This is a genomic window from Caballeronia sp. NK8, assembly GCF_018408855.1.
Taxonomy (GTDB): domain Bacteria; phylum Pseudomonadota; class Gammaproteobacteria; order Burkholderiales; family Burkholderiaceae; genus Caballeronia.
Map to the genome: position 1 here is coordinate 903,891 of NZ_AP024322.1, position 15,070 is coordinate 918,960.

Annotated in this window: 12 protein-coding genes; 4 read left to right on the forward strand and 8 right to left on the reverse strand. The window is 64.7% G+C overall.

Translation table 11 applies throughout. From position 1 onward, the window contains the following. Nucleotides 1-48 precede the first annotated feature (48 nt). Together NK8_RS04290 and parC are read left to right on the forward strand one after the other, a co-directional pair. Nucleotides 49-2,028, forward strand: coding sequence for a DNA topoisomerase IV subunit B (locus NK8_RS04290; RefSeq protein ID WP_162065226.1), 1,980 nt, complete (start codon nt 49-51; stop codon nt 2,026-2,028). A 38-nt stretch (nt 2,029-2,066) separates the two neighbouring features. Then, nucleotides 2,067-4,385 (forward strand): DNA topoisomerase IV subunit A, encoded by a 2,319-nt coding sequence (parC, locus tag NK8_RS04295; RefSeq protein WP_213227638.1) that lies wholly within the window; start codon nt 2,067-2,069, stop codon nt 4,383-4,385. Nucleotides 4,386-4,499: 114 nt separating this feature from the next. On the opposite strand, the gene NK8_RS04300 is transcribed toward parC, so the two are convergent. Continuing rightward, nucleotides 4,500-4,766: a hypothetical protein gene (locus tag NK8_RS04300; protein WP_213227640.1), complete on the reverse strand. Its 267-nt coding sequence runs from the start codon at nt 4,764-4,766 to the stop codon at nt 4,500-4,502. 238 nt (nt 4,767-5,004) lie between these two features. Between NK8_RS04300 and NK8_RS04305 the strand changes: the two genes are divergently transcribed. Beyond that, nucleotides 5,005-5,463 (forward strand): CopD family protein, encoded by a 459-nt coding sequence (locus NK8_RS04305; protein WP_162065230.1) that lies wholly within the window; start codon nt 5,005-5,007, stop codon nt 5,461-5,463. Between the two features lie 20 nt (nt 5,464-5,483). Here the strand turns inward: NK8_RS04305 and NK8_RS04310 are convergent, their stop codons facing one another. The 6 genes from NK8_RS04310 to NK8_RS04335 all read right to left on the reverse strand — a co-directional run bounded on the left by NK8_RS04310 (nt 5,484) and on the right by NK8_RS04335 (nt 12,870). Continuing rightward, nucleotides 5,484-7,913, reverse strand: a complete 2,430-nt coding sequence (locus NK8_RS04310; RefSeq protein ID WP_162065231.1) for an EAL domain-containing protein — start codon at nt 7,911-7,913, stop codon at nt 5,484-5,486. A gap of 394 nt (nt 7,914-8,307) precedes the next feature. After that, on the reverse strand, nt 8,308-9,198 hold the full coding sequence (locus NK8_RS04315; protein WP_213227642.1) for a PhzF family phenazine biosynthesis protein: 891 nt from the start codon (nt 9,196-9,198) through the stop codon (nt 8,308-8,310). Nucleotides 9,199-9,279: 81 nt separating this feature from the next. Next, nucleotides 9,280-9,741, reverse strand: coding sequence for a RidA family protein (locus tag NK8_RS04320; protein ID WP_162065233.1), 462 nt, complete (start codon nt 9,739-9,741; stop codon nt 9,280-9,282). Nucleotides 9,742-9,797: 56 nt separating this feature from the next. Continuing rightward, nucleotides 9,798-10,994, reverse strand: a complete 1,197-nt coding sequence (locus NK8_RS04325) for a PLP-dependent aminotransferase family protein (RefSeq protein WP_213227643.1) — start codon at nt 10,992-10,994, stop codon at nt 9,798-9,800. Between the two features lie 107 nt (nt 10,995-11,101). Then, nucleotides 11,102-12,031 (reverse strand): DMT family transporter, encoded by a 930-nt coding sequence (locus NK8_RS04330; RefSeq protein WP_213227645.1) that lies wholly within the window; start codon nt 12,029-12,031, stop codon nt 11,102-11,104. Between the two features lie 38 nt (nt 12,032-12,069). Beyond that, nucleotides 12,070-12,870, reverse strand: coding sequence for a VOC family protein (locus NK8_RS04335; RefSeq protein ID WP_213227647.1), 801 nt, complete (start codon nt 12,868-12,870; stop codon nt 12,070-12,072). Between the two features lie 179 nt (nt 12,871-13,049). Between NK8_RS04335 and NK8_RS04340 the strand changes: the two genes are divergently transcribed. Then, nucleotides 13,050-14,513 (forward strand): PLP-dependent aminotransferase family protein, encoded by a 1,464-nt coding sequence (locus NK8_RS04340; protein WP_213227649.1) that lies wholly within the window; start codon nt 13,050-13,052, stop codon nt 14,511-14,513. Here the strand turns inward: NK8_RS04340 and NK8_RS04345 are convergent. Then, nucleotides 14,510-15,004, reverse strand: coding sequence for a Rhs element Vgr protein (locus NK8_RS04345; protein WP_225936199.1), 495 nt, complete (start codon nt 15,002-15,004; stop codon nt 14,510-14,512). The two genes, NK8_RS04340 and NK8_RS04345, sit on opposite strands and share 4 nt — an antisense overlap. Between the last annotated feature and the right edge of the window lie 66 nt (nt 15,005-15,070).

Below are 15,070 nucleotides of genomic sequence, written 5' to 3' on the forward strand. Positions count from 1 at the left end.
AAATCCAGCGCAATGGCGACAGGCACGCAGCGAGGCAAGCGCCTCGTCATGAACGCCAAGGCAGCCGGCTACAGCGAAGCATCGATCAAGGTGCTCAAGGGCCTGGAGCCGGTCAAGCAGCGGCCCGGCATGTACACGCGGACCGAGAATCCGCTGCACATCATTCAGGAAGTGATCGACAACGCCTCCGACGAAGCGCTCGGCGGCTACGGCAAGCAGATCACCGTCACGCTGCACAACGACAACTCCGTTTCCGTCGACGACGACGGGCGCGGCATTCCGTTCGGCATGCATCCGGAAGAAGGCGTGCCGGTCGTCGAGATCGTGTTCACGCGGCTGCACGCAGGCGGCAAGTTCGACAAGGCCGCGGGCGGCGCCTATACGTTCTCGGGCGGTCTGCACGGTGTCGGCGTCTCGGTGACGAACGCGCTCGCGACCCGTCTCGAAGTGACCGTCTGGCGCGACAACAAGGTCGCGCAACTCGCGTTTTCGAATGGCGATGTCGTCGAGCAACTCACGACGCGCACGGCTGAGCGCGGCGCAAAGAAAAGCGGCACGCGCGTGCGCGCATGGCCGAATCCGAAGTACTTCGACTCCGCGAATCTGCCGCTCGGCGAATTGCAGCGCCTGTTGCGTTCGAAGGCCGTGCTGCTGCCGGGCGTCGAAGTCGCGCTCGTCATCGAGAAGACGGGCGAGCGTCAGACCTGGAAGTACGAAGACGGCCTGCGCGGCTATCTGCTCGAAGGCATGGGCGGCAGCGAACTGCTGATTCCCTTGTTCGAAGGCGAGCGCTATGCCGAAAGCTCGCGCAATACCGAGGAAACCTTCGCGGAAGGCGAGGGCGCGTCGTGGGTCGTCGCGTGGAGCGAGGAAGGGCCGCTCTTGCGTGAATCGTATGTGAACCTCATTCCGACGCCCGCGGGCGGCACGCACGAATCCGGCCTGCGCGATGGCCTTTTTCAGGCGGTGAAGAACTTCGTCGAGATTCATAACCTGCAGCCCAAAGGCGTAAAGCTGCTCGCGGAAGACGTCTTCGCGCGCGTGTCGTTCGTGCTGTCGGCCAAGGTGCTCGATCCGCAGTTCCAAGGCCAGATCAAGGAACGTCTCAATAGCCGCGATGCGGTGAAGCTCGTGTCGTCGTTCTCGCGGCCGGCGCTGGAGTTGTGGCTGAATCAGCACGTCGAATACGGCAAGAAGCTCGCGGAACTCGTGATCCGTCAGGCGCAGGCGCGCACGCGCGCCGGTCAGAAGATCGAGAAGAAGAAGAGCTCGGGCGTGGCCGTGTTGCCGGGCAAGCTGACCGATTGCGAATCGACGGACATCGCGCGCAACGAGCTCTTTCTCGTCGAGGGCGATTCGGCGGGCGGCTCCGCGAAGATGGGCCGCGACAAGGAATTTCAGGCGATCCTGCCGTTGCGCGGCAAGGTGCTGAACACGTGGGAAACGGAACGCGACCGGCTTTTCGCGAACAACGAAGTGCATGACATCGCGGTGGCGATCGGCGTCGATCCGCACGGTCCGGACGATCAGATCGACCTCACGAATCTGCGCTACGGCAAGATCTGCATTCTGTCGGACGCGGACGTCGACGGCGCGCACATTCAGGTGCTGCTGCTCACGCTTTTCTTCAAGCACTTCCCGCAACTGATCGAACGTAGCCACGTGTGCGTCGCGCGGCCGCCGCTGTTTCGCGTCGATGCCCCCGCGCGCGGCAAGAAGCCTGCGCAGAAGCTCTACGCGCTCGACGAAGGCGAACTCGAAGCGATCCTCGACAAGCTGCGCAAGGACGGCGTGCGCGAAACGGCATGGACCATCAGCCGCTTCAAGGGCCTCGGCGAAATGAGCGCGGAACAGCTCTGGGACACGACGATGAACCCCGATACGCGACGCCTGTTGCCTGTCGGCCTCGGCGATCTCGGCTTCGATCTCACCGTCTCGCGCATGACCATGCTGATGGGCAAGGGCGAAGCGGCGTCGCGCCGCAGCTGGCTCGAAGAGAAGGGCAACGAAGTCGAAGCGGACATCTGAGTTCGACTTAAGCAACGCATAACGGATATCGATATTCGATGGGAATCACAGACGATCTCTTCGCCGAGCAGACCGCACCGGACGGCGAACAACTGACGCTCGGCGATTACGCCGAACGCGCTTATCTCGACTACGCGGTGAGCGTGGTGAAGGGCCGCGCACTGCCCGATGTCTGCGACGGACAAAAGCCCGTGCAGCGCCGCATTCTCTTCGCGATGAGCGAGATGGGCCTCGCGTCCGGCGCGAAGCCGGTGAAGTCGGCGCGCGTGGTCGGCGACGTGCTGGGCAAGTATCACCCGCATGGCGATCAATCCGCGTACGACGCGCTCGTGCGTCTCGCGCAGGACTTTTCGATGCGCTATCCGCTCATCGACGGTCAGGGCAACTTCGGCTCGCGCGACGGCGACGGCGCCGCGGCCATGCGATACACCGAAGCGCGCCTCACGCCGATCGCGCGCTTGCTGCTCGATGAAATCGATCAGGGCACGGTCGATTTCATGCCGAACTACGACGGCTCGTTCGAAGAGCCGAAGCTGCTGCCGGCGCGCTTGCCGTTCCTGTTGCTGAACGGCGCATCGGGCATTGCGGTGGGTCTCGCCACGGAAATCCCGTCGCACAATTTGCGCGAAGTCGCGCAGGCCGCCGTCGCGATGATCCGCGATCCGAAGATCGGCCATGCCGGTCTGATGGAAAAGGTGCCTGGACCGGACTTCCCGGGCGGTGGCCAGATCATCTCGTCGCCCGCGGAAATCTCGGCGGCTTACGAGACCGGCCGCGGCAGCCTCAAAGTGCGCGCGCGCTGGAAGATCGAGGAACTCGCGCGCGGCCAGTGGCAGGTGGTCATCACGGAATTGCCGCCGGGCGTGTCGAGCCAGAAGGTGCTTGAGGAAATCGAGGAACTCACCAATCCGAAGATCAAGCTCGGCAAGAAAACGCTCACGCCCGAGCAGGTCCAGACCAAGCAGACCTTGCTCGCGCTGCTCGACGCCGTGCGCGACGAGTCCGGCAAGGACGCGCCCGTGCGGCTCGTGTTCGAGCCGAAGTCGAGCCGTATCGATCAGACGGAGTTCGTCAACTCGCTGCTCGCGCATACGAGCCTCGAATCGAACGCGACCATCAACCTCGTGATGATCGGCGCCGACGGCAGGCCGCGTCAGAAAGGCATCGTCGAGATCCTGCACGAGTGGGTCGGTTTCCGGTTCGTGACGGTGACGCGGCGCACGCAGCATCGTCTCGGCAAGGTCGACGACCGCATCCATATTCTCGAAGGGCGGATGATCGTCTTCCTGAATATCGATGAAGTCATTCGCATCATCCGCGAGTCAGAGGAGCCGAAGCAGGCGCTGATGGCGCGCTTCAATCTGTCGGAGCGGCAGGCCGAAGACATTCTCGAAATCCGTCTGCGTCAGCTCGCGCGGCTGGAAGCGATCAAGATCGAACAGGAGCTGTCCGACTTGCGCGACGAGAAAACCAAGCTCGAAGAACTGCTCAACAGCGATGCCGCGATGAAGCGCCTGCTCATCAAGGAAATCGAAGCGGACGCCAAGCAATTCGGCGACGATCGCCGCACGCTCATTCAGCAGGAAAAGCGCGCGACCTTCGAGACGCGCGTCGTCGACGAGCCGGTGACGGTGGTCGTGTCGCAGAAGGGCTGGGTGCGCGCGCTGAAGGGCCACGGACTCGATCCGGCGGGCTTCACGTTCAAGCAGGGCGACGGACTCTATGCGGCGTTCCAGGCGCGCACGCCGGATTCGCTCGTCGCGTGGGGCAGCAAGGGGCGCGTGTATTCGGTGCCGGTTTCTGCATTGCCGGGCGGCCGTGGCGATGGCGTGCCGGTGACGTCGCTGATCGAACTGGAATCGGGCACGCATCTGCTGCATTACTTCGCGGCCAATGCCGAACAGCAACTGCTGCTTGCATCGAGCAATGGCTTTGGTTTCCTCGCGAAGCTCGGCGACATGGTGAGCCGCCAGAAGGCGGGCAAGGCCTTCATGACGATCGACGAAGGCGCCGCGCCGCTCGCGCCGATGCCGGTCATTCCTGGCGCGTCGTATGTGGCGTGTCTGTCGAGCACGGGCCGCTTGCTCGTGTTCGGCATGGACGAGATGAAGACGCTGTCGGGCGGCGGACGCGGCGTCATTCTGATGGGCCTCGATCCGAAGGAGACGCTGCGTCAGGCGCTTGCCATCGATGCGCGTGGTGTCGTGATGATCGGCACCGGGCGCGGCGGGAAGGTGCGGGACGAGAAGCTCGCCGGCTCGCAGATGCAACTGCATCTGGGCAAGCGTTCAAGGAAGGGGCGTGCGCCGGATTCGTCGTTGAAGGTGACGGATTTGCGGCCGGTGTTCGAGGGGTGAGATGTTTAGTGGACGTTGATGATGTCCGCTTGTGACCTGGGAAGCCCGCGTGCGCGGGCTTTTTTGCGGGCTTCGTACTTGCCTCGACAAGTCGTGTTCGCCGCCTAGCCCCCGCTACAACAGATGCCGCCTGTTCTCCGCGTCGATGACACAAGGAAACCGGCAGTTTTCATCGAGAACGACCGGCATGCCATTAATGGTGATGGAGCTTGCGATTTCTATCGGAATCTCTCCCGCGCCTTCGATGCCTCTGCATGTTTCCAAACTGAAATAGCGCATGGCCTCTGGATGCATCCGGAGTTCCCGTGCCTCCGATCCACGCTCGTAGAGATCGTCTCTGATTTCGCAAAGTCGGCTAACGACGAAGTCGACGCAGTTCATATCGGCCTGGTTCCTCGGTTCGTAGAATAGCTGCCTCGCGGCCGAGATCCGCAACTGAATGCGGGCGCGGGCGGCATCGAAAGAACTTATCTCATTCCCACATTCCTTAGGTTCACGAATAATCCGATTCTTCAAGGCGCGATAACAAAATCGGCCGGGCGGGGAACTCCTAACCGCATGTGCATTCCTAGTCTTGTGCCCGCACGCACTCGACAACTCAAATACCCCGGAATCCCCAATGAACAAAGCCATCGAAGCGGCGCTCTTTCTGCATTTGCTCGGCGTAGCCGTTTGGATCGGCGGAATGATTTTCGCGCATTTCTGCTTGCGTCCCGCGCTCGGCGATCTCACGCCGCAACTGCGGCTGCCGCTATGGGAGTCAGTCTTTGCGCGCTTCTTCAACTGGGTCGCGGCTTCGGTGCTCGTGATTCTGCTCACCGGCGGCTTCCTGCTCGTGCAGTTCGGCGGCGGTCATGCGGCGTGGCCCCTGCATGCGATGGCCGGTCTCGGCATTGTGATGATGCTCATCTTCGGGCATATCCGGTTTGCGGTGTTTCCGCGCATTCGGCGAGCCGTACAGGCGCAGAACTGGCCGGATGGGGCGAGGGCCGTCGGAACTGTGCGACGGCTCGTCGTGATAAATCTGGTGCTTGGTGTGGTGACGATCGGTACAGCGGTGTTGTCGCGTGGGTTTTAGGGTTTTCGTTTTCGCCCAGGTCACACCCCGCGCTCATCACTGAGCGCAGTACTCGACTCCTGCCCCGCATCCTTGCGCGATCGCGCCCCGTGTCCACGCGACCATCCACACACGCCGAAGCGATCGAGCAACGCCTGCACGCCATCCGCCGGCACGGGCCGCGAAAACAGGAAACCTTGCGCTTCCACAGGCCCAAGCGCCGCAAGCCACGCGATCTGCTCCTCGCGCTCGGTGCCTTCCACCACGACCGTCAGCCCCAGCGAGCGCGCCAGATTGACGATCGCCGACACCATCACGCACACGCTCCGATCCTCGGGAATCGCCTGGATGAACGAGCGATCCACCTTGAGCGTATCCACCGAGAAGCGATTCAGATACGACAGCGACGAATAGCCCGTGCCGAAGTCGTCCAGCGCGATTCGCACGCCCAGCCGCTTCAACGCGACGATCTTCTCCTGCACCAGTTCCGGATACTCCACCATCACCGTCTCGGTGATCTCGAGTTCGAGCTTGTCCGATGGAATGCCGCTCGCTTCGATCGCGCGCGCGACCGTCTCCAGCAGATCGCCGCGCCAGAACTGCACGGCCGAGATGTTCACGGCGAGCGACAGCCCGGTGTAACCATCGCGCTGCCACTGCGCGAGCTGCATGCACGCGGTGTGAATCACGAAGTCGCCGACCGCGACGATCAGCCCCGTCGATTCCGCGACCGGAATGAACTCGTTCGCCGGAATGAGCCCGTGCTGCGGATGATTCCATCGCACGAGCGCCTCGAAGCCGGTGATGCAGCGGCGCGTCAGATCGATCTTCGGCTGATACACGAGGAAAAGCTGCTGCTCGGTCAGCGCGACGCGCAGTTGCTGCTCCCAGCGCATCAGATGATCCGCGCGATGCGACAACTGCGGCGAATAGAACTGATAACAGTTGCGGCCCGCGTCCTTCGCGCTGTACATCGCGAGATCGGCTTTCTTCAGCAGATCGATCTCGCTTTCGTTCGACACCGAGAAAAGCGCAATGCCGATGCTCGAATGCAGCACGAACGCGCTGCCGCGCACGTCGAAGGGCGTTGCGAACATCGTCGCGATATCGTCGGCGAGCGTGACCGCGCGTTGCTCGACGTCATCGCCCTTCAGCACGACGACGAACTCGTCGCCGCCGATGCGCGATAACGTGCCGCTTTGCCCGACCGTTTCCGCGAGACGCGACGCGGTCATCTGCAGCACGATGTCGCCCGCGTTATGGCCGAGCGTGTCGTTGACGGTCTTGAAGTTGTCGAGGTCGATGAACAGCAGCGCGAGCCGCCCGATGTTCTCCGGCTGCGCCACGTCGTGCCGGAGCGCGCGCAACGTCGAGTAACGGTTGCGCAGGCCGGTGAGCAGATCGAATTCGACCAGATGCGTCATCTCGCGCTCGCGTCCGAGCAGCTTGCCGATGAGACCCGTCGCCACCGCGAAGAAGCCGAGCATCGCGAGCGAGATGAAGCTCGCCATCAGCAGATAGACATTGCGCGTGTGGTTGTAGTCAGTCATCTCCTCGCGCTCGGAGAGGCCGACGAGCACGCCGAGCGGATAGCCGTCGATATGCCGGTACGACACGATGCGCTTCACGTGATCGATCGGGTCGACATAGATGCCCGACGCGTGATCCGTCGTCGGATAGACGCCGCTCGCGCTGAACTCGCCGCGGGCACGCTCGGCCGGCGCGTTGCGCGCACCGCCCTTGGCGACCGGATTGGCCGCTGCGTTCTCGCCGAGGCCGCCGCCCGTGTTGCGCGCGAGCACCGAGCCGTTGTCCGACACGACAGCGATCACGCCTTCTCGGCCGATCGACGCGACGTTGTAGAAATCGCTGGTGAAATAGGCCGGGTCTTCCGATACGACCACGACGCCCGCGAACGAGCCGTCCGGATGATTCAGCCGTCGCGTGATCTGCAAGGTCCAAAGTCCCGACACGCGCCCGCGCACCGGGCGGCTGATGTACAGCAGGTCGTCGTTCGAATGCGCGTGAACCTTGTAGTGCTCGCGATCGGACAGGTCGATCGGCTTCGGATGCGGGTCGGACGTGTTGGCGATCAGCGTGCCGTATTCGTCGATCAAGGACACCTGCACGAGCGTATCGCTCTGCACGACGCCTTTTTCGACCGTCGCGATGAGATCGAAGTTGTCGGGCGACTTCTCGTACTCGTATTTGACGAAGCGCGTGATCTGGTCGACCTGATGGATCGCCTTGATGGTGTGCTGTTCGAGCGCCGACGAGAGAATCGCGGCGGAGGCCATCGACTCATGCGTCGTCGCTTCGCGTTCGACGGAGAGCCGAGCGAAGATCACCGCCCACAGCAGCACCAGCACGAAGGTGCCGAGCACGGGAATGGCCAGCAGCGCGCGCCGACGCCGCCCCGAGGGCGCGCCGAGAAAAGTGTCAGAAAAGGTGTGGGAGCGCGTGCGCTTCATGGCGCGTCCGTGCGCGCTGATTCGCGTAGCGCGTAGCGTGCTGCGAACTGCGCGAAGTGGATGAAGCGCTGCATGTCGAGAGGTGGTCGGCCGAAACGAGTGAATATACCGCGCGCGGCGCGCGATGGAGGGTCGGCGGATAAACGGTCCAGGATCCGATCCACGTTTCGATCGACAGCATGAGCGAAACAGCGAGCGTTCGGTGTCGTTGAATGCATACGTTTGCGCTGCGGCGCAAGCGGCTCGACTCCACGACGCCCGGCCATCCGCCGATGTGAAACCGCTCGCAATCTGGTCCCCGATTGTTCAGATATTAGCGAAGCCACCGGGATTAAGAAAGGGGCCTCGCTTGGGGGTATACGCGCGGCCTTTCGCCGACACGTAGGTCATTGTTTCAGATGCGGAATATGCCGTCGATCACAGTTACCGACGCGCCTCCGATCCATATCGGTGCGCCGCTCGCCGCATCGTCGTAGACGATGCTCACGCGGCCGTCGCGGCCGAGCGCCGTGCCTTGCCGGACGGTGAAGCGCTCGCCCGGCCGCCGGTCCTGCGCGCGCAGCAGCGTCGCGAGCGCCGCGTTCGCGCTGCCGGTGACCGGGTCCTCGATGTTCTCCGCGCCGAGCAGAATCACGCGCAATTCGAAGCTCGCCGGTCCGCCCGGCGTGTGCGGCCCGTAGACCGCGATGCCGTGCATGCCCGTATCCGCAACTAGCGCCGCGACCGCTGCGCGTGCGTCGCCCGCGAGCGTGAGCGCAAGACATTGCGCCGCGTCGCTCACGCGCACGACGAGCCACGGCGCACCGTTGTTCACGGCGGCGGGCGGCGCGCTGAAATCGATTACCGCCGGAGCCAGCGCGTCGGCCAGACGATCGTTCTGCGCAGCGGTCAGCGGCACGATAGTCGCGGGCGGTGCGGCGAACGCCCATTCGCCGTTCTCGCGTTCGGCGAGCGTCACGAGGCCGACACCGCATTCCTGTACGAGCCTGCGGGGCGTCTTCGGCGCGTAGCCGCTGTCGAGGAGCGCGTGCGCGCTGCCGAGCGTCGGATGACCGGCGAACGGCAGTTCGAGCGCCGTCGTGAAGATGCGTACGCGATAGTCGGCGCGCGGATCGGTCGGCGGCATCAGAAACGCCGTCTCCGACAGATTGGTCCAGCGCGCGATTTCCTGCATGCGCTCGGTGGAAAGCCCTTCGGCGTCGAAGATCACCGCGAGCGGATTGCCCTTGAACGGCACGGGCGTGAAGACGTCGACCTGCTTGAACTGGACGGTGCGTGAGGACATGAGCGTAACGATTCGAATGAGACAAAAAAAACCCGACGGCGTGAGCGCGTCGGGTTTCGCCGGGATGAAACGGGATGCGCCTTAAGCGACTTCCGCGATCAGCTCGATCTCGACGCACGCGCCGAGCGGAATCTGCGCGACGCCGAACGCCGAGCGCGCGTGCTTGCCGGCATCGCCGAAGACTTCCGCGATCAGTTCGGACGCGCCGTTCGTGACGATGTGCTGCTCGGTGAAATCGAACGTCGAGTTGACGAGGCTCATCACCTTGACGATGCGCTTGACCTTGTTGAGATCGCCGACATGCGCGTGCAGCGTCGCGATCAGGTCGATGGCGACGCTGCGCGCAGCCGCCTTGCCTTCTTCCGTCGCGATGTTGTCACCGAGCTTGCCGACATGCACCTTGCCGTCCTTCTTCGCGATGTGTCCCGAGAGATACACCGTGTTGCCGCTCTGCGCGCTCATCACATAAGCGGCGGCGGGCGCGCCCGCGCTGGGCAGTTCGATGCCGAGTTCCTTCAGCTTGTCATACACGTTGGATGCCATCGTTGCTCCTCGTCACTGAAAACGGGTGGAAGGGCGCGCACGCGCCCCCGAAAAAATCAGATGCTCGCGCGGATCAGCGCGCCGAGCTTCGCCACGCCTTCGTCGATCGTCGCGGGCGGGACCGTCACGAACGACAGGCGCATCGTATTGTGCTCGGCTTCGTTCGCGAAGAACGGACCGCCGGGCACGAAGGCCACGTTCTGCGCGATCGCCTGCTCCAGCAGCTTCATCGAGTTGATGTGCTTCGGCAGCTTCACCCACACGAACATGCCGCCTTCCGGCCGGTTCCATTCGACGCCGGCGGGCATGTGGCGTTCCAGCGCGTCGAGCATCGCGTGACACTGATCGCGATACAGCGCGCGGATGGTCGGCACATGCTGATCGAGAAAACCGTCCTTGACCACTTCGTAGACGATGCGCTGCGTGAGGCTCGGCGTGTGCAGATCGGTCGCCTGCTTGGCCTGCACGAGTTTGAAGTGCAATTCCTCGGGCGCGATGATGTAGCCCACGCGCAGGCCCGGCGCCAGCACCTTCGAGAACGAGCCGAGATGCACGATGTGATCCGGGGCCATCGACAGCAGCGTCGGCAGCGGGGCGCCGGCGTAGTCGAGCGCGCCGTAGGGATCGTCCTCGATCACCGGGAACGATGCCTTCTGCGCCAGCGCGGCGAGCGCGCGGCGGCGTTCGAGCGGCAGGCGGCGGCCGGTCGGATTCTGGAAGTTGGGCTGCGCGTAGAGCAGGCGCGCGTTCGCGACGAGCGCGGCATCGAGCGCTTCGGGGATCAGGCCCGATTCATCGGTCGGCACCTGCACGTAGTGCGGCTCGAACAGCGAGAACGATTGCAGCGCGCCGAGATACGTCGGCGTTTCGACCAGCACGCGACTACCCGGATCGACGAGCGTCTTGCCGAGCAGATCGAGCGCCTGCTGGGAGCCGGTCGTGATGAGCACCTGCGTCGGGCGGATATGCGCGCCGTTCACGGAATAGCGTGCCGCGACCCATTCGCGCAGCGGCATGTAGCCTTCGGTCGCGCTGTACTGGAGCGCGGCGGCGGGCTGATCGCGCAGGATGCGTTCCGAGGCGTGGCGCATTTCCTCGACGGGAAACGTCGCGGGCGAGGGCAGGCCGCCCGCGAAGGAAATGACTTCCGGCCGCTCCGTGACCTTCAGGATTTCGCGAATCGCCGAGCTGGTGAGCTTGCGGGCGCGTTCGGAGAGTTGCCACGGCGTGGCGCGGAGATCGGCTTGATTCATGAAATGCCTCGGTTGTCTCTGGGGTTATGTCTCTCGCGGCGCGGGGCCGCGAGTTTTCGAAGCTGGGCTGACGAGGTACGGCAATCGTCGATTATCGCGCGAGTGCGTCATCTTGCGTGCGTCGTGGCCGTTGCGGCGACTGCCGGTTGCGGCGCGGCGCGCACGGAGGCCTTGCGGCCGAGCACGACGGTCACGATGACGGCGGCCGCATACAGCCACGTCGACGCGCTCACGTGTTCGCCGAAGAAGAGCGCGGAGAACGCCATCGTGAAGAAGATCTGCAGCAGTTGCACTTGCCCGACGCGCGCGATGCCGCCCATCGCGAGCCCGGCGTACCACGCGAAGAAACCGATGAATTGCGAGAACAGCGTGACATAGCCGAATGCGAGCCAGGTCTTGAGCGCGAGCGGTTCGGGATGCGCCACGTGATGCGCCCACGCGAGCCAGCCGACCGGCAGCAGCAGGAACGGCGCGGAGAGCACGAGCGCCCAGCAGATCACCTGCCAGCCGCCCATCTGACGCGCGAGCCGCGCGCCTTCCGCATAACCGAGCGCGCCGATGCCGACCGCGACGAGCATCAGCAGATCGCCTGCCTGCAGCCCGCCGCCGCCCGCCTGCAACGCGAACGCGACGACGATCGCGCTGCCCGCGATCGCGCTGGCCCAGAACGCCTTCGACGGCCGCTCGTGCGACAGCCACGCGGCGTAAATGGCGACGCACAGCGGCTGCAGCCCGTTGACGACCGCGCCGTGCGAAGCGGGCACCGTCTTCATGGCCCACGCCGAAAACACCGGAAACGCGATGATCACGCCCAGCGCGACGACGGCGAGGCTCTTGACCTGCGGCCAGGTGGGCAGCTTTTCGCGGCGCCACGCGAGCAGGGCGGCGGCGGGAATGGCCGCGACGAGCGCGCGCCCGAGGCCGTTGAGCAGCGGATGCACCTCCGCGACGACGATGCGCGTCATCGGCAGCGTCAGGCTGAAAATGACGACGCCGATCAGGCCGAGCAGCATGCCTTCGGTTTCGCGGGTTTTCATCGTGGGGTGTCTCCGTGTTTGACCGATGCGCGCGGGCGTCAGTCGGGTTGTTGTGGCGCTGCCGGTTCGTCCGGCGTCTCTGCCTTCTTCGTGCGACGGCGCTTCGACGCCTGGCGCGCTTCTTCTTCGCGCGCTTGCGCCTGTTCCGCCGATTCGCCCAGCGTCAGCGTCGATCCGTCCGGCAGATCGAACTGCGCGACCAGCACCGGCGCGCCCGCCGTCTGCTCGACGTGCAGCAGATGCGCCGCGCCGAGCCACGCGAGCTGCGCCGAAACGGCTTGCGCATCGGGATGAAAACCCGTCAGCGTTCGCAGCGCGATGCCCGTTTCCGGCAGCGCGCCGCTCGGATGGCGCGGTGTGTCCCACTGAATCAGCGACGGCAGCACGCCATCGCCCGCGCCTTGCCACGCGGGGAACGCGCCATCGTCGGGCACGGTCAGGCCCCAGGTATTGCCGGCACGCGACATCGCCGCGACCGGCGCAATGCGCTCGGGATACTGCTCGCGCCAGCGCGTGAGCGACTTCGGCGGTTCGACGCGCGCGACCCAGTGCACGAGCTGCGGGCCGTCATCTTCGAGGCGGCGCTGCATCGCCGGATCGTCCAGCGCAAAAAGGCGTGGGCGGGGCGACTCGACGCTGGCCGCCGACGGATCGACTGCGATGACTTCCAGATACGCGCCGCCCCACAGATTCAGCAGCCGATTGTGCGTGCGCATCGACGGATGCGCGCCGCCGGGCGCCGTTTCCACGCCGAATTTCGCGGCGACGAACTGCGCGCCTTCGTCCAGCGTGCGTGCGGCGATCACGAGGTGATCGAGTTTGAGTCGATGGTCGGTCATGACGGGCCAAGCGATGAACAAGGGCCGATAGCATAACGCTTCACTCCCGCGCATCGGACAGCCCGAAAGCAAAATGTAGCCGCTATCACCGTAACAGTAACGGTACAATCAGCCCAATACTATTCGGTACAGTTATTATCGGCGCACTCAGCCGCGCGCGCCGTACACCGGAGGCCCGCATGTCCGTTCCGCTCGACCAGATTCCCGCCCCGCACGATGCCGCCCAGCTCACGCTCGTCGATCAGCTGGTGCAATGGGGCCGCCGCCGTATCGACGAGCGCGTGTTCCGTCCGGGCATGCGTATGCCGTCGATCCGCAAGCTCGCGCTGGACAAGGGCGTGTCGCGCTTCACTGTCGTCGAGGCCTACGAGCGGCTCGTCGCGCACGGTTATCTCGATTCGCGGCGCGGCTCCGGCTTTTACGTGCGCGAGCGCGTCGCGCCGACGCTCGTCGCGAAGGGCGAAGCGCCTGCGGTCGCGGCGGAGCGTGAGCCGGTGCAGAACACCATCGACGTGGTCTGGCTGCTGCGCAACATGCTGCACACGTCGAGCCCGGAAAAAGGGCCGGGTCTCGGCTATCTGCCGGGCCGCTGGCTGGATGGCGAACTGATCACCAACGCGCTGCGCGCGCTGTCGCGCCAGAGCGGCGCGCAGATGCTCGGCTTCGGCACGCCGCAGGGCTTTCTGCCGCTGCGGCAGCAGTTGCAGACGCGGCTGGAGGAGCTGGAAATCGGCGCGTCGGCGGCGCGGCAGATCGTGCTGGTGTCGGGCATTACGCAGGCGATCGACCTGATTTCGCGCCTCTACGTGAAGCCGGGCGATGCGGTGATCGTCGGCGATCCGGCGTGGTTCCAGATGTTCGGCCGTTTCGCATCGCAGGGCGCGCGGCTCGTCGGCATGCCGTACACGCCGGACGGCCCCGATCTCGACGCGCTGGAGACGCTCGTCGCGACCTGGCGGCCGAAGATGCTGATCATCAATTCCGTCCTGCAGAATCCGACCGGCACGTCGCTCACGGCGGCGCAGGCGTTCCGGATTCTTCAACTCGCGCAGGAATACGATTTCATCGTCGTCGAGGACGACGTCTACGGCGATCTGTGCCCGGCGGGTTTTCCCGCGACGCGGCTCGCATCGCTCGACCAGTTGAAGCGCGTGATCTTCCTCGGCAGCTTTTCGAAGACGCTGGCGGCGAATCTGCGGGTCGGCTATATCGCGGCGGCGCCGGAGGTGGCGAAGGCGCTCGCCGATCAGAAGATGCTCGTCGGCATGACGAGTCCGGAATTGAACGAGCGCGTGGTCTACAAGGTGCTGACCGAAGGGCATTACCGGCGGCATGTCGAGCGGTTGCGCGCGCGGCTCGACGGCGTGCGCGACAAGACCGCGCGCATGCTGGAAAAGACCGGGCTGAGGCTGTTCGCGACGCCGTCGGCGGGCATGTTCCTGTGGGCGGACGCAGGCGTCGATTCCGATGGCCTCGCGGCGGCGGGGCATGAAGCGGGTTTTCTGCTGACGCCCGGCAGCTTGTTCTCGCCGCATCAGTCGCCGACGACCTGGATGCGTTTCAATGTCGCCAATTGTGGCGATCCAGCGTTGCCCGAAATGCTTGCCAACTATCTCGACAAGGCTGCCCGGCGCAGTGCCTAGCGTCTGCGCCGGGGCAGGTTGCGCCGCTCCGCTGGCTCGCGGATGAAGTCCGCGAGCACCTTTTCGTAATGCGCGAGCGCGCCGCGCATGTGCCGGTAGCGATGCTCGTACAGGCCGCTTTGCCCGTCGCAGAACTTCAGCGCGAAATAGTCCGCGAGCAGGTTGCCTTGCGCTTCCATGTTGTAGTCGGACAGACGCATATCGTCGCGAAGCGTGTACGCATACGGCAGGCCGATGCGGATCGCGCCGCGCAGCCGCACCGGATAGCCGAGCTGGAATTGCCAGACGTGCGTCATCTCGTGAATGAACCACATGCGATCGGCGAGGTCGCAGGCGGAGAAGTCGTCCTGATGGCAGCCGCGCGGAAAATACAGGTTGCCGTTGGGCGCCATCGCCGTGCGGCGCGGCTGCAGGCCGAACGGAAGATAGGCGCACGCGTAGACCTTGACCGCCGTGTAGTCGATCGCGTCGCGGAACACGAGCCGGGCCATCTGCGTCTCGTGCGGCGTGAGAGGGCGGGCGTGGCGGTCGGGGTGACGCAAGAAGGGCATCGCGGG

Bases quoted from the DNA above. Each gene is read 5' to 3' on its own strand.
- NK8_RS04305 (WP_162065230.1), top strand. From the start codon at position 5,005: ATGAACAAAGCCATCGAAGCGGCGCTCTTTCTGCATTTGCTCGGCGTA.
- NK8_RS04290 (WP_162065226.1), top strand. From the start codon at position 49: ATGAACGCCAAGGCAGCCGGCTACAGCGAAGCATCGATCAAGGTGCTC.
- NK8_RS04315 (WP_213227642.1), bottom strand. From the start codon at position 9,198: ATGTCCTCACGCACCGTCCAGTTCAAGCAGGTCGACGTCTTCACGCCC.
- parC (WP_213227638.1), top strand. From the start codon at position 2,067: ATGGGAATCACAGACGATCTCTTCGCCGAGCAGACCGCACCGGACGGC.
- NK8_RS04320 (WP_162065233.1), bottom strand. From the start codon at position 9,741: ATGGCATCCAACGTGTATGACAAGCTGAAGGAACTCGGCATCGAACTG.
- NK8_RS04300 (WP_213227640.1), bottom strand. From the start codon at position 4,766: ATGAACTGCGTCGACTTCGTCGTTAGCCGACTTTGCGAAATCAGAGAC.
- NK8_RS04325 (WP_213227643.1), bottom strand. From the start codon at position 10,994: ATGAATCAAGCCGATCTCCGCGCCACGCCGTGGCAACTCTCCGAACGC.
- NK8_RS04310 (WP_162065231.1), bottom strand. From the start codon at position 7,913: ATGAAGCGCACGCGCTCCCACACCTTTTCTGACACTTTTCTCGGCGCG.
- NK8_RS04340 (WP_213227649.1), top strand. From the start codon at position 13,050: ATGTCCGTTCCGCTCGACCAGATTCCCGCCCCGCACGATGCCGCCCAG.
- NK8_RS04345 (WP_225936199.1), bottom strand. From the start codon at position 15,004: ATGGCCCGGCTCGTGTTCCGCGACGCGATCGACTACACGGCGGTCAAG.
- NK8_RS04335 (WP_213227647.1), bottom strand. From the start codon at position 12,870: ATGACCGACCATCGACTCAAACTCGATCACCTCGTGATCGCCGCACGC.
- NK8_RS04330 (WP_213227645.1), bottom strand. From the start codon at position 12,031: ATGAAAACCCGCGAAACCGAAGGCATGCTGCTCGGCCTGATCGGCGTC.